We start from the raw sequence: 20,547 nt of genomic DNA, 5'->3' as shown, positions 1-20,547 counted from the left end.
TCTTGTTACAACAACAGGCACGACCATGAGCGAACAAACAAAACCCTTCCTCAGCACCGAAACCCAAGCTATGCTGGATTGCTTACAGCTCGCCGTCAATAAAACCTTGGAACGTAAACGACGCCTTGGTCAATACGTGGTGCAATGGGACGGCAAAGGCCCCATTGCAATTGGCGACGATGCGCCGGAGGAATTAAAACAAGTACTTTCCGACCCCACATCATGAAATACTGGCTTCGTTCTGCCATGGTAAATCAGTACCCATCGTTTTTACCAAATGGTTTACTCTCCCACCGTTAGCCGCCGCCTCTCGCTTGCAGCAAGCATGGCCGATAAATCCTCGGCTGGACGAATTTCCCAAGGCCCCATCTTGGTTCCCGGATGGTTGGATATTAACTGGATGGCGTGGTCCATATTCGTCGCTTCCAAAATCAACAGTCCGCCCAAAAGCTCTTTGGTTTCGGCGTAAGGGCCGTCGGTGCGGAACACCTCGCCATTTCGATGGCGTAAGGTAACGGCGGTATTGGGGCCTTGCAGCCCTTCCCCGCTTACCCAATTGCCGTTTTTCTTCAGGATTGCGTCGTAGGCAAAGCAAGCGTCGATCATGGCTAGTTGTTCGGCCTCCGGCTTACTTGTCCAGTTTTCGACGTCCAAGTAGCCGAAGCAAATATATTTCATGGTTTTCTCCCGAGTTGATTGAAGATAAGGACACTGTCTTCAAATAGTCGTTTGGGAAGCTTCCAAATCGACAACGGCTCGAAAAATTATTATTCGATTCCGCAAAGACTATGGAGACCGTTGACAGTCTTAATAGTCGGCAGGGACTTGATTCAGCTTGCTTACCTGTATCGGCTGTTACTTTAATTCCATCGCTCTCAAGCTCGGCGTAAACTAGCGCCGAAATGGCTACTGAAACCGAACCCCCAATTACTCACCGTATCGGCATCATCTCCGACACCCATGGTTTGCTGCGGCCCGAAGCGCTGGCTGCTCTGCAAGGCTGCGAACTGATTATTCACGCCGGCGATGTCGGCAAGCCCGAGGTATTGCAAAAGCTGAACGAGTTGGCACCGATGACAACGGTGCGCGGCAATAACGACAAAGGCGCATGGGCCGAGGCACTGCCGGTCAACGCCAGTGTGATGATTCAGCAGGTTGGAGTTTACCTGATTCACGATTTGGCCGATCTGGCCATCGATCCGGTGGCGGCGGGCGTTCGCGTCGTGATTTCCGGCCATTCGCATAAACCGTCGCTTCAAGAGCGCGGCGGCGTGCTGTACCTAAATCCCGGCAGCGCCGGTCCGCGCCGTTTCAAATTGCCGGTTACCATTGCCGAATTGACCGTCCAAGGCGGGGAAATCGCAGCCAGGATTATCCATTTGCCGATAGATAGCCAGCTCACACACGCTGCAGACGATTTAATCTACCCCTGATTCAATATTCGTCTGCAGCGGTTTAGGAACAAAAAAACTTTAACGCTTTACCGCCAAGGTCAAACCGTCGGCTATCGGCAACAGGCTGATGCTGACCCTGGGATCGGCGTGGATTTTTGCATTGAGGCGGCGAATCGCTGCGGTATCCGCATCCGTAAAGTTTGGATCGGCAACCTGACCGTTCCATAGCACGTTATCGATTACCAGCAAACCGCCGGTACGCAATAGCATCAGGGATTGCTCGTAGTAACCATCGTAATTGGTTTTGTCGGCATCGATAAAGGCCATATCGTAACTGCCCGCATGGCCGGCGGCGGCAAGGCTGTTCAGCGTTTCCAGCGCGGGCGCCAGCCGCAGATCGATTTTATCGGTGACGCCGGCCCGCGCCCAATAGCGGCGCGCCACATCGGTGAATTCTTCGTTGATATCGCACGCCGTGATCCGGCCATCCTTCGGTAATGCCAACGCCAGCCAGGTAGAGCTGTAGCCGGTGAACACACCGATCTCCAGAATTTTTTTCGCGCCTATCAGTTCCACCAACAGCGCCATGAACTGCCCTTGCTCTGGTGCAATCTGCATCATGCTGTGGGTATGCAGTGCGGTTTCCTCGCGGAGTTGTTGCAATACCTCCGGCTCGCGCAGCGAAGTCGAAAGAATGTAGTGATAAAGAGCGTCGGTCACCGAAATACTTTTTATTGTCATCGTAAATTTGCCATGTTGGAGTCTGTTACTTTCGAGTGTGCGCTGATTTAATCACGTCCCGAAAGCGGTTAACGTTGAAGTGCAATCGGCCATTTTAAAATTGCCCTTACCATTATTTTTTACTTGATACATGGCCTCATCGGCGCGGTGGATCAGGTCGGAGACGGTCATGCCATCATACGGAAACAAACAAAAACCGATGCTGGCCCCCAGATCCACCTCATCCGGGATTCCGGGTATTGGGCGCGTGAGTTGATCCAGTAGCTTTGCGGCAAAGCCAGTGGCCGCCGCTTCATTTCCAATATCCAAAGCCAGAACGAAGAATTCGTCGCCGCCGATTCTGGCGACCGTATCGATGCTGCGTACCGTCGCAATCAGTTTTTGTCCCACCTCTCTTAACACCCGGTCGCCCACCTTATGCGAGAGTTTATCGTTGATAGATTTAAAACCATCAAGATCGAGAAAGAAACCGCAATGTATCGATCCGTGACGTTGCGCCTCCGACATTGCCTGCGTAATACGGTCGTAAAGCAGATCCCGATTCGGCAAACCGGTCAGGCCGTCATGCAGCGAACGAGTTAAATGATGCTGCCGCTGATTGTCCAACTCCCGTTCCCGCAAGAACAGTGTTCTGCGTCCATGTTCGGCTAGGTAGCCGGTCGAACCGCCGATCAAATTGGCCGAGACAATAAAAAAGTCATGGCTGACCATTATTTGCAACGGATAAGCCATCAATTTACCGAATAGCAGGTTGTAGGCAACTAGCAGCATCAGATCGACGCCAAGCGCAAACGCAAAACGCGTACCGATAAAGTTGTAGGTGTAGAAGGTTACCAACACCATCATCGGGTAGTAATAAGGCGAGCTATCGAACGGCAGCAGGATCTGCATGCAGATTAAGCCGACACCGGCCGCAAAACCGACGGCGGCTAATAGCAGATGGCATAACTTGGAAAACCAGGGGGTAAAGGTCACTAGCATGACGAAAGTCGGCACGCACAATGCGGTAAGGCGCGTTCGCCAGACGTCATCGACCAGCTCCGCCGGCGCAAACCAGTGGTCGATAATGCCGCAGAGCAAATACACCAACATGCCAACGATCATAGCTGTTCGGCCTTGATAGCGGGTGCGGTCGAACGTAGCCCGCAGAAAAGCCTGTTCCAATGTTTTATCGTTGAAGGATAGCGTAAGCGAATTAATCAAAGCCATACGATTAGCATATCATGCGTTATTTGTGCCTTTAGAGTGAAAACCGACTCAATTTTAAATCCTCCCGGAAACGGGGAAGGCAGACACCACAGAGATTCTATGGTTTTTGTCAAGCCGCATTATTGAGGCAGTCTATTTTTTGAGCGTCGAATCTGGCACCGGCTTGTTGCCAAAGCGAGAATGCGATGCGTAATAATTTTCTGGCGATAATCACCAGTGCCTGGGTTGCCGAGAACTCTCTGGCTCGTAACACTTGGTAATAGGGTTTCCACACAGCGGTTTTGGCGGCTGCTTGGGCGCAGTTGTACAACACTCTTCGCAGTTCGCCGGGTCCGCGTTTAGAGAGGCGTCGGCGGCCCCGCTTTTGTCCTGAATCACAGGCTCGTGGATCCAGCCCGACAAAGGCTACCGCAGCATCGCTACGGCTTAACGGGACTCGGTCAAACAAGACAGCCAGCTGTGTTGAGGTTTGCCGGCCAATACCCGGTATGCTTTCAAGACGCCGGGCCTCGGCTTTCAGTGCGGGCTGTAAAGCCAATAAGTCATCCAATTGCTGATCGATATGCTTCAGCAAAACGTCCAAGGCGGCCAAGGTGTCAACGAGTGGCGCTTCGAGTTCGTTCACGCTTCGCAGGGCTTTTTGCAACGCTTGGCGGTGCTTGACGACAGTCGCTCGACGCCGTTGCAGTAAAGCCAATTGATGCTGGATCGCCGAAGCGGGTTGATAGGATCGTAAATGACCCCGTTCAGCGGTGATAAATCGCCGGATCATTTGGGCGTCCACTCGATCCGTCTTGCCCCGTCGGCCCAAACCAAGGGCATAATGGCGCATATCCCGCAGGTTCAGCACATAGACAACCATGCCCTTGGATACCGCTCGCTCTGCCAGGAGTTGATGATAATCGCTGGTGGCTTCCAGACCAATATAACTCTCGGTCGGTAACGTCTTCAGCCAGGCATCAATGGCCTCTGCCGTATTGGCAAGCGTCAGCAAACCCTGCTCTGAATCAATCACCAGCTCGTCTTTTGCTATTTATGCCCTCTGGGTACATCGATACCGATCAACATTTCGCTTGTCATACGTCCTCCACCTGTTGAAAATAAGAGAGTCGGGGTGGTGCGTCTACCGAGTAAGCTTGTGCACAAATCGGCGGTTAAACCGCTAGATTCTTCATCGACTCTGGAAGACGCGATGGGATGAATTCTCAGCGTGGTCTGTCTTAGCAGATACCTGTCGACGTCCCTCCATCCCGACACCCAAAGTCTCCCCGATTCTCTTAAGCTTTACCATACAAGCCTGTCGAAGCCGGATGGAATAATTCCTCACGCAGGATTGGGGAAATGCAAAAAGTTACAGTCCGCCGCCGATAACCGGCGTATCCGCTGAACGGAATCAGGCTTCGGCTATTTCGGCTGTCTAGCTACCCATTCGACACGTCTCAAGAGCTATTTATTTGAAATGTCTCGCATCGCCGGCACAACTGGATAAAATACCGAACGCTCATAACACGGCAAAACAGGAGGCAAGACCATGGCTTTGGCATTAAAAGATCGGCAATCTCATACTTACGGCGATTATTTAACTTGGCCGGACGACGTGCGTTACGAGCTGATCGACGGCGATGCGTATTTAATGTCGCCCGCGCCGGATTTGCCGCATCAGGATGTAGCGGGGGAAATTTATTACCAAACGCGGCAAGCACTACAGGGCAAATCATGCCGCGCATTTATCGCCCTGGTCGATGTGCGTTTACCCAAAGCCCAGGAAACGGACGATAGTATCGATACCGTCGTACAACCCGATGTCCTGGTGGTATGCAACAGCAACAAGCTGGATAGACGCGGAGTGCGCGGCGCGCCGGACTGGATAGTGGAAGTATTATCGCCTTCCACCGCCGGCCACGACCAAATCAAAAAGCGTCAACTTTACGAACGCCGCGGCGTACGCGAGTACTGGCTGGTTCATCCGGTCGACCGGGTGTTAACTATATATAAATTGGCAGATGGGGAATTCGGCAAGCCGCAGCTTTATCAATTGGAAGGGGAAACCCAAGTCGGCATTTTGCCGGAAATTGTGATCCGTTGGGATGAGCTGGCAGCGCGCTTACCCAAGGACTATTGAAAACAGCCGGGCCAAGTATCGACTTATCGCATTAGGTAGCCAATTGCTCTGAACAGGCCGCCGATAAATATCAGCCGTCCCGAAATTAAGCAAGGGGTGTTCATCGGCTGCACTTTCCCCTGTTAGCCTGGTGGGTGCTGAGGGGTTCGAACCCCCGACCCTCGCCTTGTAAGGGCGATGCTCTCCCAGCTGAGCTAAGCACCCGGCTAAAGGCCGCGCATTGTATACAAAATACCGCTATCCGCAAAACAATTTTGTAAGCCTTTACCGCACTAAGGATTTACGCAACCCCCGAGCAATTTTTCACCCCCCATTCGAATTGACATAATACCTGCATGATAGAACGAGGCTGCGAACTTAGAAATTCGTTTGCCGATCTGGATAATCACATTTTGTTCGGCTTACAAACCCAATCTTCTTTTTAGCTGTGATTTAATCCACAATGTTGAAAAATTCTATTTTTAAGTTACTTTTACATAGAAGAGTCGCTAATTCCGCCGAAGGATTTTTTCGGGCATCGCGCTGGAAAAAATCGACTCCCCGATTAGTCCGCGTCACCTCGTTCCGCCCCAGCAAAGGGTCGAAACTTTGGCTCTCGCATGACTTAACGCCGTTTCGCGATGCCGTACTAGCACTCCGTTTCCGAGATTTTCAACGTAGGCATAAGACTACAGATCATTTTCCGACAATCAGCCTCAAACAGCCATATTGGAAAGCCAGTGCGAATTCACACGAATCGAGCCTGAAACAGTTGTCGGGCATGAGTTAGAAAAACCGCCGATTGCCGGCATAACAGACATATAGATCACCACTTAATTGGGAATCGCATGAACAACAGCACGTCTTTTATACCCTTTTACGATTTCTCCCCTACCGTTAACGCCGCTTATTTAAAAGAAATCCTGCCTTTGCTGGTTCGCCACAATGTCGCAGCCAATCCGATTAATTACGCTATCTGGTATGACTATGTGGTCGGTAATAACGTCACATTGACGAACGCGGTTAACTCGATAGTGACGGAGCAAGGTGTATTCGACTGCGAAACCAGTGTGGAGCTGTATAAAAAATATATTTGTAACGCATCGCTGGAATCGTTTGAACATATCAATCGGCAAATTCATAAAGTTATCGAGCAAGCCACGACGGCGATCAACGACACTTATCACAAAGCCGAAGAAACCAACGACAGCTTTCAGAAAAAAACCGTTATGCTGGAAAGCCTCCCCGAAACCGGCGGTTTGAAAACCATATTGCGGGAGATCATTCAGGAAACCCAATCGCTCGCCGTCACCAGTCAGGCCATGCAAGGCAAACTGACCGCCGCCAATAAGGAAATGGAGCAGCTGCGGAAGGAATTGGCGCAGGTCAGACAAATCGCCACTACCGACGGACTGACCGGCTTGCTGAACCGGCGCGCCTTCGATATGACCCTGGCCGAAATAGTCGAGCAATCCGAACCGGATAAAACCTGTCTGTCGATGTTGGACATCGATCATTTCAAACGTATCAACGATACTTACGGCCACACTATCGGCGATAACGTGATCAAGTATGTGGCGTCGCTGATGAAAAAATACGCGGAAGGGCATCACCACGTTGCCCGGTACGGCGGCGAAGAGTTAGCCATCATCATGCCCAATACCAGCCATGAAAAAGCCCTGGAAATTTCCGAAAACATCCGCAGTTCAATGGAAGCCAGCCGTTTGCAACGTAAAAACGATAATCAGTCCTTAGGTTCGATTACGCTGTCGATCGGCATCGCCAAGTTACAGCCGGGCGACGATCCGGAAAGCTTTATCGTTCGCGCCGACACTGCCCTGTATAAAGCCAAGCAAAGCGGCCGCAATAAAGTGGTGCATTACGATCAGCTCGATCGCCGCTAGTATCGACTTTTTGGCTGTCGCGAGGCATCAGGTCAGGCGTCTGATTGCCGTTCGGTCAGACGCTGCACCACCAGACTACCGACCATGTCCCCTTCGACATTCACCATAGTCCTAACAGTATCGAGCACGCGATCTATTGGTAGCAATATCGCAATGGCTTCCGCGGGCAAACCGACCGACTGCAACACCATCACCATCGTTACCATTCCCGCACTCGGAATACCGGGTGCCCCGATGGCGGCAACCATGGTAGTAAAAAACACGATCAATTGCTGAGCCAGATCGAGCTCTATGCCGGCCAAATTGGCGACGAACAACGCGGCTGAGGCTTCGTACAGCGCGGTTCCGTCCATATTCACGGTGGCGCCCAACGGCACCACGAAACCGGCGATGCCGGGCTTGACATGCAAATGCTGTTCGACGCAACGTAAGGTAACCGGCAAGGTTGCCGAACTGGAACTGGTGGCGAAGGCCGTAACCAGAGCCTCGCGAGAGCCGCGAAAGAACTTTAGCGGCGACATCCCGGTTACCAGAAACAACAACAGCGGCAACACCACAAACCCATGCAGCAAAGTGGTACCGACAATCACCGCCACGAATTCGGCCAAACTACTCAGTAACGCGGTGTCTTGCGTCGCCAGCAACTTCGCCAACAAGGCCATGATTCCGAGCGGCGCCAAATGCATAATCCAGCCGACCAGACGCAGCATCAACTCCAAACCTTCCTGCATCAATAACAATATGTTTCGATAGCGGTCGCCGCCCACCACCAACGCAATACCCAGCAATAACGCAAACACCACAATCGCCAGCACATTAGCTTGCGCCAGGGCCGCGAAGGGATTGACGAACAACCCGTGCAGGAAGCTGGCGATAAACTCGGCAAAACTCATTTGTTTTGCGGCAAAACCCTGAGCGGCGTTGCTGAACAAATCCAGGCTAAGGCCTTTACCAGGCTCGAATAAATTGGCGGCCGATAAACCCAATACGATAGCGAGCGCCATCGACAATATAAAAAAACCTAATGTAGTGAGCCAAACCCGATGCAATTGGCTATGCAGACGCAAATTAGCGACCCCAACCGAGATCGAGGTAAACACCAAGGGCACCAGCACCATTTTCAGTAGATCGATGAACAGATTACCGAGGAGACCACAAATATAAGTACCGTGTCTAGTGGCTTCGGCATCCGCCCCCAACTTCGCGAACCCTAGGCCCAGCGCAATACCCACGGCCGCCCCTAGAAAAATTTGGGTGTTTAATGCTATTTTCACCGCCGCCTCCTTTAAAACGAATTTATCTATCCTTGCCCGTGGCACAAAACCGTGCCCTGGGGGGAACAACGATCATATCTGCGTCAATTGGCATTTGACTTATCTATTTCGGTAAAATCAAAACCATGACGACAATCAACGACAACCCCGACCCTTGCTTGTGCGGCTCCGGCCTAACTTATGCTGAATGCTGCGGCTATTACCACGCTGGCGAACGCAAGCCGCCGACCGCCGAAGCATTGATGCGTTCGCGTTTCAGCGCCTATGCGCGCCGCGATGTCGACTATTTACTAGCAACCTGGGATGCCGACAAAAGGCCGGCAACTATCGACTTTTCCAAGGAAACGGCGCAATGGCAAAAACTGGTGATAGTCGGCACCAAAAAAGGCGGCGCGCAAGACAGCAAGGGCATTGTCGAGTTTAAGGCCTATTACGCGCAGGACGGTGAAAATTATTTCATGCACGAGATCAGCCGTTTCGTTAAATCGGGCTACTACTGGCTCTATCTGGACGGCGTTATCAAAGCTGCCGGCAAAGTCAGCGTGACCAGCGATAGCGGCAAGAATGCACCCTGCCCATGCGGCAGCGGCAAAAAATTCAAACGTTGCTGCGGCCGCTAGACGGCTGGGCTTTTAATGGTCCGAACGCGACGCATCCTGAAAGCCCAGTTGCTTCCACGCTTCGTAGAGCACTATCGCGACCGTATTAGAAAGGTTGAGACTGCGGCTTTCCTTGCGCATCGGCAAATAAAGCTTTAGTCCGGCCGGATGTTGCTTAAGAAACTCCGCCGGCAAGCCGCGAGTTTCCGGGCCAAACAGCAAGGCATCTCCGGCCTGATAACGGACTTCGCTGTAATTAGTGCTGCCTTTGGTGGTCAATGCAAATAAACGCTTGGGCTTGGCTTTTTCGACATAATCGTGCAACGAGCCATGCTGGCGAATATTCACCCACTCATGATAATCCAGCCCGGCGCGACGCAGACGTTTGTCGTCCAAATCAAACCCCAGCGGCTGAATTAAATGCAGATGCGCGCCGGTATTTGCGCATAAACGGATGATATTGCCCGTGTTTGCCGGAATTTCCGGCTCGAACAATACAATATCGATCATTGTTTAGTATTTTTCCACGTCCACTGGCGACAGCTTCCAAATCTCGCGGTTGTATTCGCTAATGGTCCTATCGGTGGAAAATTTACCGCTGGCCGCCGTATTGAGAATACTCATTTTGGTCCAACGATCCTGATCGCGCCAAGTTTGCTCTACACGTTTTTGCGCTTCCAGATAACTGCGAAAATCGGCGATTGTCATCCAAGGGTCGTGCGGACTTTTGATCGAGGCAATGATGTCGTCGAAAATCCCCGGCTCGAACTGATTGAAATGTCCGCATTCCAATAAACGCATCACGCCTTGTAAATCGCCGTCCTGATTGATGAACCATTGCGGATCGTAATGCGGCCGCAACGCTTCCACTTCGGTTTCGGTTAAACCGAACAGGAAGAAATTATCGGCACCGACTTCTTCGCGAATTTCAATATTGGCACCGTCCAAGGTACCGATGGTCAGCGCGCCGTTCATCATAAATTTCATATTGCCGGTACCTGACGCTTCCTTACCGGCGGTCGAAATTTGTTCGGACAAATCCGCGCCCGGACAGATTTTCTCCATCGCCGACACGCAGTAATTGGGCATAAACACCAATCGAAGCTTACTGCCTACATCCGGATCTTCATTAATCACGCTACCGACATTGTTAATCAACTTAATGATTTTTTTCGCCATCACATAACCGGGCGCCGCCTTGCCGCCAATCAATACGCAACGATCCACCCAGTTTTGGGTATCGCCGCGTTTAATCCGGTCATAAAGATGGATCACATGCAGTACATTCAGAATCTGCCGTTTGTACTCGTGGATACGCTTAACCTGAACATCGAATAAAGCGTCAACGTTGATTTCGATGTCGTGCTCTTCTTTTTTGTAATCGACCAGACGCTGTTTGCTGGCGCGATTTAAGTCGTACCATTTTTTTCTGAAAGCCGCATCTTCAGCATAAGGCGCTAATTTTGACAATTGCGAGAGATCCGTGATCCAAGCATCGCCGATAGTCGCCGTAATGAACTCCGCTAACTCCGGATTACATCCGGCCAGCCAACGCCTGGGAGTCACGCCATTGGTTTTGTTATTAAACTTTTGTGGCCAGAGTTCGTAAAAATCTCTAAACAATCCTTCCTGCAACAGTCTGGAATGCAGTTCAGCGACGCCGTTCACCGAAAAACTACCGACTATCGCCAAAAATGCCATTCTCACCTGTTTTTGATAGCCTTCTTCAATAATCGACATCCGCGCCATGCGCGGATTGTCGCCAGGCCAACGCGCCGATACTTCCGCCATGAAGTGCGCGTTGATCTCGAAAATAATCTCCATCAAACGCGGCAGCAGATGCTGCATCAGATTCACCGACCATTTTTCCAGCGCTTCCGGCAACAAGGTATGGTTGGTGTACGCCATGGTATTGCGCGTGATATTCCAGGCTTCTTTCCACGGCAGACCATGAATATCCATCAACAAACGCATCAACTCGGCAACCGCGATGCTGGGGTGGGTATCATTGAGTTGAAAGCAGTTTTTCTCGGCAAATTTGCTGAAATTATTGCCGTGGCGCCCCACCCAATTGGCGATCACGTCCTGCAAACTGGCCGACGCCAGCAGATACTGCTGCTGCAAGCGCAAGGCTTTGCCGTTTTCGTTGGCATCGTTGGGATACAACACCATGGTGATGTTTTCGGCGGTGTTTTTTTCCGCCACTGCTTCGGCGTAATCGCCGGCATTGAATTCCTGCAGATTGAACTCTTCGGTGGCAATGGCTTTCCACAAGCGCAGGGTATTGACCGTACCGTTTTTGTAGCCCGGTACCGGCGTGTCGTAAGGCATGGCAATCACATCGTGCGTATCCAGCCAACTCGTGCGCTTGTTGCCTTTTTCGTCGATATGGGTTTGGGTGTGACCGCCGAATTTGATGCGGTGCATGTATTCCGGCCGCTCTATTTCCCAGACGTTACCCATCCGCAACCAGTGATCCGGCCGCTCCACTTGCTCGCCGTTGACGATTTGCTGCGAGAACATGCCGTATTCGTAACGCAAACCGTAACCGGTTACCGGCAATTGCAAGGTAGCGCAACTGTCGATGAAACAGGCGGCCAAACGCCCCAGGCCGCCGTTGCCCAAACCGGCATCGGGTTCGCTTTCGATCAGTTCCTCTGCTTCAAGACCCAGATCGTACAAGGCCTGGGTCACGATATCGTCAATACCGAGATTCAACATCGCGTTACTCAAAGAGCGGCCGATCAAAAACTCCATCGACAAGTAAAAGGCTTTTTTACAGTCGGAGTCTCGATAGACGTTATAGGTTTTCTTCCAGCGTTCGACCAAACGGTCGCTGATTGCCAACGACAAGGCTTCGTAGGCGTAATGCGGCGAACGGCAATTTTGATCGCGTCCGAGCCGATGGCTGTAATAGTGCTTGAAATCGGCTATGAAATGCTTTTTATCCATGCCCAACTTAGGGAGCTTGGTAATATCGGCGGCGGGGTTACTTTTATTAAAAACTCTATGCGGCATAGTGATTACCCTTGAAAACAGTGAATTTTAAAAGCTATGGGCCGCGGATTTTGCAAAGGCTGGCAAATCACGCCATGCAAGAATGGACCTCTAGTTCGGTTTGTCGGGTAAACGTGACGCCGCCGTAGCGACGTCGCCTTACCGTCAATTTAATTTGCCGTGACATTGCTTGTATTTTTTGCCCGAACCGCAAGGACAAGGGTCGTTACGTCCAACTTTGTCGCTGTGCCGCACAAAAGGCTGCTCCGCAATCGGCGCTTCCGGTTCCGATTCAAGTTGCGGCGCGGGTTCCGCCTCAAAGATAGAATGCGCTTCAGCATGCTCATAATGCATTTCCAGCGGCGCCTGGCGTTGTTCGTCTATCGCTTGTACGTCTTCCTCGCGGGCAACTTGAACTTTGGCGAGTATCCCGACCACTTCCTGCTTAATATGAGTTAACAAACTGGTAAACATTTGGAAGGACTCGCGCTTGTATTCCTGCTTGGGATCTTTCTGCGCATAGCCTCTGAAATGGATGCCTTGACGTAATTGATCCATCGCCGCCAAATGCTCTTTCCAGCTATTGTCCAACACCTGCAACATCACCGATTTTTCAAAATGACGTAATACTTGCACGCCTACCGCGGCTTCGCGGTCGCGATTTTCCTGCTCGGCTTTTTCAATGATCAGCTGACGTATTTTAGGTTCGTTCAAACTACGGTCGTTGTCGAGCATCTCAACCAACGGCATTTGTAAATTGAATTCTTGCTGCAAATGCAGTTCCAGGCCGCGCACATTCCATTGTTCTTCCATTGTTTTCGGCGGAATGTATTCGGTAATCACGTCGTTCAGCACATCGGCACGAATCGCATTGATAATGTCGTTAATATCTTCAGCCGCCATCAACTCGTTACGTTGCGCGTAAATAACCTTACGCTGATCGTTGGCAACATCGTCGTAGGCCAGAATTTCTTTCCGAATATCGAAGTTACGGTTTTCCACCTTACGCTGCGCGCTTTCGATGGAACGCGTCACCCACGGGTGCTCAATGGCTTCGCCTTCTTCCATGCCCAGTTTTTGCATCAAGCTGGCCACCCGCTCCGATGCGAAAATCCGCATCAAGTCGTCTTCCAGCGATAGATAAAAGCGGGTGGAGCCGGGGTCGCCCTGGCGGCCGGAACGGCCGCGCAGCTGGTTGTCAATCCGCCGCGATTCGTGACGCTCGGAACCAATGACATGCAGACCGCCGCTGGCCAACACTGTTTGGTGCCTATCCAACCAGGCGCCGCGCACTCTTTCTTTATCGGCTTCGCTGGCATCAGGCCCCAAGGCTGCCAGTTCCGCATTCAGATTACCACCCAATACAATGTCGGTACCGCGACCGGCCATATTGGTGGCGATGGTCACCGCCCCCGGCATCCCGGCATTCTCGATAATATGCGCTTCGCGTTCGTGCTGTTTGGCGTTTAATACTTCGTGCGGAATGTTTTGCTGCTGCAACATCCGGGAAATCAATTCGGAATTTTCGATAGAAGTGGTACCGACCAATACCGGCTGACCGCGCTGCACACAATCCTTAATATCTTCGATGACTGCGTTGTATTTTTCCCGAGCCGATAGATAAACCAAATCGCCTTTGTCTTTCCGAATCATTGGTCTGTGAGTAGGAATAACCACTACTTCCAGACCGTAGATTTTGTTCAACTCGAACGCCTCGGTATCGGCGGTACCGGTCATGCCGGACAATTTGTTGTAAAGACGGAAGTAATTCTGGAAGGTGATGGAAGCCAGCGTTTGGTTTTCGTTCTGGATTGCCACGTTTTCCTTGGCTTCCATCGCTTGATGCAAGCCCTCGGACCAACGCCGGCCGCTCATCATCCGGCCGGTAAATTCGTCAACGATGATGACTTGACCATCCTTAACCACATAATCCACATCTTTTTGGAACAGCACGTGAGCTCGCAACGACGCGTTTAAATAGTGCATCAAACGAATATTGGCCGCTTCGTATAAGGTCGAGCCATCGGCTATCAAACCGTGCTCCGCCAACAAGCGTTCCACATGTTCGTAACCGGCTTCGGTTAAATGGATCTGCCGAGATTTTTCGTCGACCGCATAATCGCCGGGCATTTGATCCTGCTTCTCCGGATCGTCGGCCTTTTCCTGCTTGGTCAAATAGGGAATGATTTGATTGGTTTTCAGGTAAATATCGGTGCTGCCTTCCGCCTGACCGGAGATGATCAACGGCGTTCTGGCTTCGTCGATCAAAATCGAGTCCACCTCGTCGACGATGGCAAAGTTCAGGTCGCGCTGAACTTTTTGCTCAAGGCTGAAGGCCATATTGTCCCGCAGATAATCGAAACCGAATTCGTTGTTGGTACCGTAGGTAATATCCGCTGCATAGGCAATCTGGCGCTGTTCGTGGGTCAGATCGCTGACGATGACGCCGGTGGTCAAACCCAAAAAGCCATAAAGTTTGCCCATCCACTCCGCGTCGCGGCGCGCCAAATAGTCGTTGACGGTAACCACATGCACGCCTTTGCCGGGTAAGGCATTCAGGTAAGCGGCCAAGGTTGCCATCAGGGTTTTACCCTCACCGGTTTTCATCTCGGCTATCTTGCCGCTATGCAAAACCATACCGCCAATCAGCTGTACATCAAAATGACGCATGCCGAACACACGGGTCGAGGCTTCCCGCACGGCGGCAAAGGCATCTGGGATTAAATTGTCGAGTTTTTCGCCTTGGGCAAGACGGTCGCGAAATTCCTGTGTCTTGGCTTGCAAAGCCGCATCGGATAATTTTTCGTATTCGGCGGCCAAAGCATTAACTTTCTTGACTAGCTTGCGTTTCTTCTTGACCAGCCTGTCGTTACGGCTGCCAACTACCAATTTAACCAGCTTACCCAGCATGATATTTCCAGAGTGAGAGTGAACCAAAGTTTGCGATTATAAACGGTATGGGGTAGTTGTGACCAGAAAACAAGCCTGATAAGGCAGCTGTTTGAAGCTCTCGCTTTACTTCAATTATCCGATAGAGCCTAACTATCCGCCGTCTAAAAGGCAATTTCCCGCATACATTCGAAGTCGAGCGCAACAAATCCGCGAACTCCGTTGCCGGGAAAGCGGAATCGCGCGAACGTGGACAAGCCAAGCGATAGGCGTATAATTCGTCGGCTTCGGCCCTTGCGGCAAGAAGCATTAGACATCATTCTTCTGGCTTTAAGAACTTATGAAAATAGTCATTCTAGGCGCCGGCGTTACCGGCTCTTCAGTTGCCGGCGCTTTGGCCAGTGAAGAAAACGATATTGTCGTTATCGACAAAAACGCGCATTTGCTCACCGCGTTAAAAGGCCGCCTGGACATAGCCACTGTCGAAGGCAATGCTGCCCATCCCAGCATCCTGGAACAAGCAGGAATTCAGGACGCCGATATGGTGATTGCGGTTACCGACCGTGACGAGACCAATATGCTGGCCTGTCAGGTGATCAACACCCTGTACAGCAAGCCCAAAACCATTGCCCGTGTTCGCGCCATCGACTTTTTAAACCATCCGGAATTATTTGCTCCGGGCGGCATCGACATCGTCATCAGTCCGGAACAAGTAGTCACCGAATCCATCCATAATCTGATCAAATATCCCGGCGCGCTGCACGTGTCCGAGTTTGCCGACGGCTTGGTCAGACTGTTTTCGATTCGCGTAGTACCCACCGGATTTCTAACCGGTAAACGCATCCACGCCGTAAAAGAAAAACTGGCCGACAGCATGATTCGGGTCGCGGCGATTTTCCGCGACGGCAAGGCCATCGCGGTGAACGGTGAAGCGGTTATCGCCACCGGCGACGAGGTATTCTTCGTCTGCCCACGCGACAAGGTACGTAAAACCCTGGTGGATTTGCATAAGCTGGAATCGCCGATCAAAACCATTATGCTGGCCGGCGGCGGCCACGTCGGCAAACGACTGGCGATTGCGCTGGAAAAAAACTACCAAGTAAAAGTCATCGAGCAAGACATCGAACGCGCCCGGGAAATCTCCAACGACTTGCGCAACACGCTGATTCTGCATGGCGACTGCACCGACGAATCGCTGCTACAGGAAGAAATGATCGAAGACATCGATTTGTTCTGCGCAATCACCAACAACGACGGCATCAACTTGATTTCCGCCGGTTTGGCGAAAAAACTCGGTGCCAAAAAAGCAATATGCCTGATCAACAACAATTCCTACCTGAAACTGCTGGACGGCACCGAAATCGATCTGGCGATTCAACCAAAACTGGAAACCTTGGGCGGCATCCTGAAACACGTTAGAAAAGGCGACGTGGTTGGCGTCAGCTCGGTATGCGGCGGCAGCGCGGAAGCGATCGAAGCCATCGCCCACCGCAGTAAGAACTCCAGTTCCGTGGTCGGCTTACGCGTGGATCAGGTCAATTTGCCGGACGGCGTGATCCTGGGTGCCCTGATCCGGGAAAAAGAAGTGATTCCGGTGCATCACGACACCGTGTTCGCGGAAGGCGATCATGTGGTGATGTTCGCGTTGAACAAGAAAATGATCAAAGATATCGAAGGCTATTTTCAGCCGATTTAATCCGCCAAATCCGCATCGATAAAGGCCAACGCCCGCTGCGGCAAACCCTCCTTGCCCTCGCCTTGCAAGGACGCCTGACTGTCTTCATGCACCGCCGTCATAAACTGCAGTAATTGCATTTCGATTTTTAGTTTTTCCTGCGGTTCTTGCGCATCCCACATCCGGTTTAATAGCTGTTTGGCGTGATGATGTATCGTGAACGCCACCGCTTCCGGCAAATGCGCATAGCTGCTGCGTAGCGAGTCCTTCAATTTATCCAAGGACTGCAGATATTGCTGATAGTCTTTTAAATCCTGCTTGCATTGGGTTTTCACCATCGCCAGCTCGTTGCTGTTGCGGGCTTTATTGACAGCCAGTTCATGCGCCAGTTGCTGCGACTGTTTTTTCAGTTGCGCCACCAAGGCCTGTTCCGCCAGAGCCTTGGCTTGCTGCAAATCGGCCACATCTTCATGTCTGGTCAAATGCCACTGTAGGTTATCGTCGCGACTGCGCCGTAAAAACGCCAGCGCCTCGCCCAGCCAGCGACTAATCGACGACATGGAGTTGTTGGCGAAGCGCCAGCATGGCCGATATATCGGCTTGTTTGCGATATTTGCGTAGTGTCTTACGTAAATATTTATATTCGGCAGTCGGCAGTTGCGACCTCACCGTGAGTAATTCCTGGTTAATCGAAGCCGACAGTTCTGCAGCCTGCTTGCGGTTGTCGGCGGCTAACAAGTGTTGACGTTTAAGCCTTTGTAAATAGCCTAATTGTCGCCATTCCGCCACTTTAAGCCGAGCAAGATCTTGTCGGCGAATCTGCAAGGATAAATATTGCCGCAACGCGGCGGATTTGCTATTGAAATAGGCACTCATTTCGCCATACACGGCTTTAAATAAGGCGGCGACGCCCAACAACGCCAATACACTGAAAGCCAGCAACATGATTTTGTTAGCCAACAGATAAAACAAGCTCGTCAACAAGCTTAATCCATACTGAAAGCAGACAAAACCGGCCAGAAATAGCAACATTGCCAAACTGCCTAATAATAATCCGCCATAAAAAAACCGTCCGAACATGAGAAATCAGGGCCGTTCGATAAACTCCAGCGCATTGCCGTCGCGATCGCGGCAAAACAAGGCCTTACGTCCCGAGATGCTCAGGGTATAAACCACGCCGGCCTGTTCCAAATCGTTGCGCAGGAGCTCAACCGAATCGATATGCATCGCCACATGCCGGTCGCGGCCGCCGTGCACAGGCCTACCGGTGGTCGGATCGGGATTATCCAGTTCCAACAAATGAATTTGCTGCGCACCGATTTGCAACCAAGCGCCGGGGAACGGCAGATTCGGCCGCTCGGTCTGCTCCATCCCCAACACATCGCGGTAAAAAAGCAGCGATTGCTCGGTATCGGAGACGATCAAACTGGCGTGATGAATGGTGAAATTATGCTTGGACATGGTAATGAACCGGTGATTTGAGGCCAGACGATTATACCGCCCGATTATTTTACAGCGTAGGTTTTCAGCCAATCCAAACTACTGGCGGTGTCGACAGTCGGCCTGTACTCGGCACCAACCCAACCTTGGTAGTCCGCCGCAGCGATAATATCGAACAAGGTAGCGAAATCCGTAGCGCCCGTACCCGGCTGACCGCGCCCAGGACAATCGGCGAATTGAATGTGAGCAATCTTATCCAAATGTTGGCGCAAAAATCCGCCACAGTCTTCGCCCATGCGGCTCATATGATAAATATCGTATTGCATGAATAAATTCGGATGATCGACTTTAGCCAGCACATCCAGCATCCCGAAGCTGCTATCGACGATAAAGCCAGGCATGTCGTGGCTATTGACAGCTTCGAAGGCTGTTTTGATGCCTATCTCGGCGAATGCCGATGCGGCATACTCCAGATTCTCCAGCAAGGTAGCTTGATATTCGCCCAAACGTTGCAGGTCCAGGCAGCGACCCGGTAACACATTAATAACGTTCGGCTTTAATCGCTCGGCATAAACCAGCGTCTGCTCAACCGCCGCTTTAAACTGATCCCGCTTTTCCGGAACCGCCGCCAATCCCTCGCCGCCTTGCAATAAAGTATCGGCATCGACATTGAACAGCACCAATTTCAAATCCTGTTGATCCAGTAAATCCTGAATTTGTGCGGCCGGTAGCGTGTAAGGAAACTGAATTTCCACCGCATCGAAACCTTGCCGTTTAGCGGCCTGAAACCGTTCCGGTAACGGCAGTTCGCTAAACAATAAACTTAGATTGGCGGTAAAACGCAGCATTAATCTTGGGTATAAAGCTTGATTAGCGTTGAGGGATCCTGCTCCAGAAAACCGCCACTACCGTGTAATTGCATCAGTTGCGCGGCCAACCCTGACATGGGTATCGCGCTACCCTGATTGCCTGCTAAATCGACGGCCATATTCAGATCTTTCAATAGAGTTTTCACGCGCCACTTTACCGGTTCGAAACGATGATCGGCCATTTCCGGACCTACGATTTGCAGCGGCTTGGAATCGGCAAAGCCACCGGCCAGTGCCTCGGGAATTTTCGCAGCATCGACGCCGGCCGATTTGGCCAACGCCATCATTTCCGCGATCACCAATACATTGCAACTGACGATCATCTGATTGCAGATTTTAGTGGCTTGCCCGCTGCCAACTGCGCCCATATGGGTCAAACGGCTATACAGCGGCTTCAATATCGCCCTGGCAATCTCGATATCTTGTTCGGCGCCGCCAGCCATGATCGCCAAGCTACCCTGCTCTGCCCCTGCCGTTCCGCCGGACACCGGCGCATCCACCCAGCGCATGCCGCATGCGGTCTGCAACTCAGCAGCCAATCGGCGGGTAGCATCAGGCTGTATACTGGACAAATCGATCAACAATTTGCCGGCGCTGCCGTTGGCGATGATCTGCTCGCGCACCACCGTTTCGACTACGGCGGTATCGGCCAAACAAAGAATCACCACATCCGACAGTTTTACCAATTCGGCGACACTGTTGCACACATTGGCTCCACCAAGACTGACATCGTTTAACTTCGCGGCAGTGCGATTCCACACATTGACCCGGAAGCCGGCCGCCAACAACCGCAGTGTAAGCGGTTGCCCCATCAGACCAATACCGACAAACCCGAGGGTGTACGCTTGTGCTGGCATGATGCTAACGAACGAGTTTATTCGAACAACGCCGGACTTAAGTCCAAACGTTCGGTATCGCCGCGGCCGCCCATCAAATGTTGATGCACGATTTGGAAGGCCTCGTCGAAATCCGCATTAACGAAACGCTGCGACAAGTGCGCGCAAATCGCATACAAACCCGAATAATGCACGGTCTCGCCGGAAGTACATTGGTTAACTTTATCGGATAGCACTCGCATCACCGATAATACCGAGCCATCCTGCCGCCAATTGGCCGACACCGCGATAACATCGTCACCTCGACTTGCGATAGCAGCCAACGCGTTAAAGGATAAATCCACCAAACCGGCCAAAATCTTGATTAAATCACCGCTGGCGATAGCTCTGAAGGTCTCACTAGCGCAATCCAGCAGCAAGGCTTGACGCATCACGATATCCATATTGGACAAATGCCCGGTTTCGCCATCTTCGGGCTGCTTAATATCGAATTTCCGATGAAAATCTCTAACTTGTTGTAAATGTTTATTCATAGCTTTGCTCTGGGTTTAATTCAAGAATGAGGGCGCCGAGGACGCAAAGTCCGGCAATCCCGCTCCGCCGCTATATAGGGCATGAG

The 20,547-nt window shown here is 51.6% G+C and carries 20 protein-coding genes and 1 tRNA gene; 6 read left to right on the top strand and 15 right to left on the bottom strand.

The annotated features are described in order from the left end of the window. The first annotated feature begins 25 nt into the window (after positions 1-25). On the top strand, positions 26-226 hold the full coding sequence (locus tag ACH50O_RS04870) for a hypothetical protein (RefSeq protein ID WP_446810912.1): 201 nt from the start codon (positions 26-28) through the stop codon (positions 224-226). Between the two features lie 56 nt (positions 227-282). On the opposite strand, the gene ACH50O_RS04865 is transcribed toward ACH50O_RS04870, so the two are convergent. Next, complete coding sequence (locus tag ACH50O_RS04865; RefSeq protein WP_446810911.1) at positions 283-678, bottom strand: YciI family protein; 396 nt, start codon at positions 676-678, stop codon at positions 283-285. A 224-nt stretch (positions 679-902) separates the two neighbouring features. Between ACH50O_RS04865 and ACH50O_RS04860 the strand changes: the two genes are divergently transcribed. Beyond that, positions 903-1,433 carry a metallophosphoesterase family protein gene (locus ACH50O_RS04860; protein WP_446810910.1) on the top strand — a complete coding sequence of 177 codons (531 nt, stop codon included), beginning with the start codon at positions 903-905 and terminating at the stop codon, positions 1,431-1,433. A 39-nt stretch (positions 1,434-1,472) separates the two neighbouring features. Here the strand turns inward: ACH50O_RS04860 and ACH50O_RS04855 are convergent, their stop codons facing one another. The 3 genes from ACH50O_RS04855 to ACH50O_RS04845 all read right to left on the bottom strand — a co-directional run bounded on the left by ACH50O_RS04855 (position 1,473) and on the right by ACH50O_RS04845 (position 4,359). Further along, positions 1,473-2,135 (bottom strand): O-methyltransferase, encoded by a 663-nt coding sequence (locus ACH50O_RS04855; RefSeq protein WP_446810909.1) that lies wholly within the window; start codon positions 2,133-2,135, stop codon positions 1,473-1,475. 51 nt (positions 2,136-2,186) lie between these two features. Beyond that, positions 2,187-3,344, bottom strand: a complete 1,158-nt coding sequence (locus ACH50O_RS04850; RefSeq protein ID WP_446810908.1) for a diguanylate cyclase domain-containing protein — start codon at positions 3,342-3,344, stop codon at positions 2,187-2,189. A 109-nt stretch (positions 3,345-3,453) separates the two neighbouring features. Further along, positions 3,454-4,359, bottom strand: coding sequence for an IS110 family transposase (locus ACH50O_RS04845; RefSeq protein ID WP_446808989.1), 906 nt, complete (start codon positions 4,357-4,359; stop codon positions 3,454-3,456). 516 nt (positions 4,360-4,875) lie between these two features. On the opposite strand from ACH50O_RS04845, the gene ACH50O_RS04840 reads away from it, so the two are divergent. Then, entirely contained in the window at positions 4,876-5,466 is a 591-nt protein-coding gene (locus tag ACH50O_RS04840) for a Uma2 family endonuclease (RefSeq protein WP_446810907.1), read from the top strand. Between the two features lie 128 nt (positions 5,467-5,594). On the opposite strand, the gene ACH50O_RS04835 is transcribed toward ACH50O_RS04840, so the two are convergent. After that, positions 5,595-5,670, bottom strand: a tRNA-Val gene (locus ACH50O_RS04835). Positions 5,671-6,293: 623 nt separating this feature from the next. Between ACH50O_RS04835 and ACH50O_RS04830 the strand changes: the two genes are divergently transcribed. Further along, on the top strand, positions 6,294-7,349 hold the full coding sequence (locus ACH50O_RS04830) for a GGDEF domain-containing protein (RefSeq protein WP_446810906.1): 1,056 nt from the start codon (positions 6,294-6,296) through the stop codon (positions 7,347-7,349). 32 nt (positions 7,350-7,381) lie between these two features. Here ACH50O_RS04830 and ACH50O_RS04825 read toward each other — a convergent pair whose 3' ends face one another. Next, a complete protein-coding gene (locus ACH50O_RS04825) occupies positions 7,382-8,623 on the bottom strand; it encodes a dicarboxylate/amino acid:cation symporter (RefSeq protein ID WP_446810905.1) in 1,242 nt (413 codons plus the stop codon). Positions 8,624-8,748: 125 nt separating this feature from the next. On the opposite strand from ACH50O_RS04825, the gene ACH50O_RS04820 reads away from it, so the two are divergent. Then, a complete protein-coding gene (locus ACH50O_RS04820) occupies positions 8,749-9,243 on the top strand; it encodes a YchJ family protein (RefSeq protein WP_446810904.1) in 495 nt (164 codons plus the stop codon). Between the two features lie 12 nt (positions 9,244-9,255). Here the strand turns inward: ACH50O_RS04820 and trmL are convergent, their stop codons facing one another. The 3 genes from trmL to secA all read right to left on the bottom strand — a co-directional run bounded on the left by trmL (position 9,256) and on the right by secA (position 15,129). Continuing rightward, positions 9,256-9,732 carry a tRNA (uridine(34)/cytosine(34)/5-carboxymethylaminomethyluridine(34)-2'-O)-methyltransferase TrmL gene (trmL, locus tag ACH50O_RS04815; protein ID WP_446810903.1) on the bottom strand — a complete coding sequence of 159 codons (477 nt, stop codon included), beginning with the start codon at positions 9,730-9,732 and terminating at the stop codon, positions 9,256-9,258. A gap of 3 nt (positions 9,733-9,735) precedes the next feature. Beyond that, positions 9,736-12,240: a glycogen/starch/alpha-glucan phosphorylase gene (locus ACH50O_RS04810; RefSeq protein ID WP_446810902.1), complete on the bottom strand. Its 2,505-nt coding sequence runs from the start codon at positions 12,238-12,240 to the stop codon at positions 9,736-9,738. 144 nt (positions 12,241-12,384) lie between these two features. Beyond that, complete coding sequence (gene secA, locus ACH50O_RS04805; RefSeq protein ID WP_446810901.1) at positions 12,385-15,129, bottom strand: preprotein translocase subunit SecA; 2,745 nt, start codon at positions 15,127-15,129, stop codon at positions 12,385-12,387. 319 nt (positions 15,130-15,448) lie between these two features. Here secA and trkA point away from each other — a divergent pair, with 319 nt between their 5' ends. Continuing rightward, positions 15,449-16,804 carry a Trk system potassium transporter TrkA gene (gene trkA, locus ACH50O_RS04800; protein ID WP_446810900.1) on the top strand — a complete coding sequence of 452 codons (1,356 nt, stop codon included), beginning with the start codon at positions 15,449-15,451 and terminating at the stop codon, positions 16,802-16,804. Here trkA and ACH50O_RS04795 read toward each other — a convergent pair. From ACH50O_RS04795 to ACH50O_RS04770, 6 genes are read right to left on the bottom strand one after another with little or no spacing between them, the layout of a single operon-like run. Next, complete coding sequence (locus ACH50O_RS04795; RefSeq protein WP_446810899.1) at positions 16,801-17,343, bottom strand: hypothetical protein; 543 nt, start codon at positions 17,341-17,343, stop codon at positions 16,801-16,803. The two genes, trkA and ACH50O_RS04795, sit on opposite strands and share 4 nt — an antisense overlap. Then, complete coding sequence (locus tag ACH50O_RS04790; RefSeq protein ID WP_446810898.1) at positions 17,330-17,815, bottom strand: hypothetical protein; 486 nt, start codon at positions 17,813-17,815, stop codon at positions 17,330-17,332. The genes ACH50O_RS04795 and ACH50O_RS04790 overlap by 14 nt, the downstream gene beginning before the upstream one ends. A gap of 54 nt (positions 17,816-17,869) precedes the next feature. Beyond that, entirely contained in the window at positions 17,870-18,244 is a 375-nt protein-coding gene (locus ACH50O_RS04785; protein ID WP_446810897.1) for a VOC family protein, read from the bottom strand. A gap of 44 nt (positions 18,245-18,288) precedes the next feature. After that, positions 18,289-19,071: a hydroxypyruvate isomerase family protein gene (locus ACH50O_RS04780; protein WP_446810896.1), complete on the bottom strand. Its 783-nt coding sequence runs from the start codon at positions 19,069-19,071 to the stop codon at positions 18,289-18,291. After that, complete coding sequence (locus tag ACH50O_RS04775) at positions 19,071-19,949, bottom strand: NAD(P)-dependent oxidoreductase (RefSeq protein ID WP_446810895.1); 879 nt, start codon at positions 19,947-19,949, stop codon at positions 19,071-19,073. Before ACH50O_RS04775 ends, ACH50O_RS04780 begins: the two co-directional genes overlap by 1 nt. Positions 19,950-19,966: 17 nt before the next feature. Continuing rightward, on the bottom strand, positions 19,967-20,461 hold the full coding sequence (locus ACH50O_RS04770; RefSeq protein ID WP_446810894.1) for a nucleoside triphosphate pyrophosphohydrolase family protein: 495 nt from the start codon (positions 20,459-20,461) through the stop codon (positions 19,967-19,969). Between the last annotated feature and the right edge of the window lie 86 nt (positions 20,462-20,547).

Source organism: Methylomonas sp. 2BW1-5-20 (genome assembly GCF_052474515.1).
The sequence above is the reverse complement of the archived record's forward strand: the minus strand, read 5'-3'. Positions and strand labels throughout refer to the sequence as shown.

What these genes read in the sequence shown, in the direction of transcription:
- secA (WP_446810901.1), bottom strand. Translation starts at nt 15,129, where the DNA reads ATGCTGGGTAAGCTGGTTAAATTGGTAGTTGGCAGCCGTAACGACAGG.
- ACH50O_RS04795 (WP_446810899.1), bottom strand. Translation starts at nt 17,343, where the DNA reads ATGTCGTCGATTAGTCGCTGGCTGGGCGAGGCGCTGGCGTTTTTACGG.
- ACH50O_RS04840 (WP_446810907.1), top strand. Translation starts at nt 4,876, where the DNA reads ATGGCTTTGGCATTAAAAGATCGGCAATCTCATACTTACGGCGATTAT.
- ACH50O_RS04865 (WP_446810911.1), bottom strand. Translation starts at nt 678, where the DNA reads ATGAAATATATTTGCTTCGGCTACTTGGACGTCGAAAACTGGACAAGT.
- ACH50O_RS04810 (WP_446810902.1), bottom strand. Translation starts at nt 12,240, where the DNA reads ATGCCGCATAGAGTTTTTAATAAAAGTAACCCCGCCGCCGATATTACC.
- trmL (WP_446810903.1), bottom strand. Translation starts at nt 9,732, where the DNA reads ATGATCGATATTGTATTGTTCGAGCCGGAAATTCCGGCAAACACGGGC.
- ACH50O_RS04780 (WP_446810896.1), bottom strand. Translation starts at nt 19,071, where the DNA reads ATGCTGCGTTTTACCGCCAATCTAAGTTTATTGTTTAGCGAACTGCCG.
- ACH50O_RS04770 (WP_446810894.1), bottom strand. Translation starts at nt 20,461, where the DNA reads ATGAATAAACATTTACAACAAGTTAGAGATTTTCATCGGAAATTCGAT.
- trkA (WP_446810900.1), top strand. Translation starts at nt 15,449, where the DNA reads ATGAAAATAGTCATTCTAGGCGCCGGCGTTACCGGCTCTTCAGTTGCC.
- ACH50O_RS04830 (WP_446810906.1), top strand. Translation starts at nt 6,294, where the DNA reads ATGAACAACAGCACGTCTTTTATACCCTTTTACGATTTCTCCCCTACC.
- ACH50O_RS04860 (WP_446810910.1), top strand. Translation starts at nt 903, where the DNA reads ATGGCTACTGAAACCGAACCCCCAATTACTCACCGTATCGGCATCATC.
- ACH50O_RS04775 (WP_446810895.1), bottom strand. Translation starts at nt 19,949, where the DNA reads ATGCCAGCACAAGCGTACACCCTCGGGTTTGTCGGTATTGGTCTGATG.
- ACH50O_RS04855 (WP_446810909.1), bottom strand. Translation starts at nt 2,135, where the DNA reads ATGACAATAAAAAGTATTTCGGTGACCGACGCTCTTTATCACTACATT.
- ACH50O_RS04820 (WP_446810904.1), top strand. Translation starts at nt 8,749, where the DNA reads ATGACGACAATCAACGACAACCCCGACCCTTGCTTGTGCGGCTCCGGC.
- ACH50O_RS04850 (WP_446810908.1), bottom strand. Translation starts at nt 3,344, where the DNA reads ATGGCTTTGATTAATTCGCTTACGCTATCCTTCAACGATAAAACATTG.
- ACH50O_RS04870 (WP_446810912.1), top strand. Translation starts at nt 26, where the DNA reads ATGAGCGAACAAACAAAACCCTTCCTCAGCACCGAAACCCAAGCTATG.
- ACH50O_RS04790 (WP_446810898.1), bottom strand. Translation starts at nt 17,815, where the DNA reads ATGTTGCTATTTCTGGCCGGTTTTGTCTGCTTTCAGTATGGATTAAGC.
- ACH50O_RS04785 (WP_446810897.1), bottom strand. Translation starts at nt 18,244, where the DNA reads ATGTCCAAGCATAATTTCACCATTCATCACGCCAGTTTGATCGTCTCC.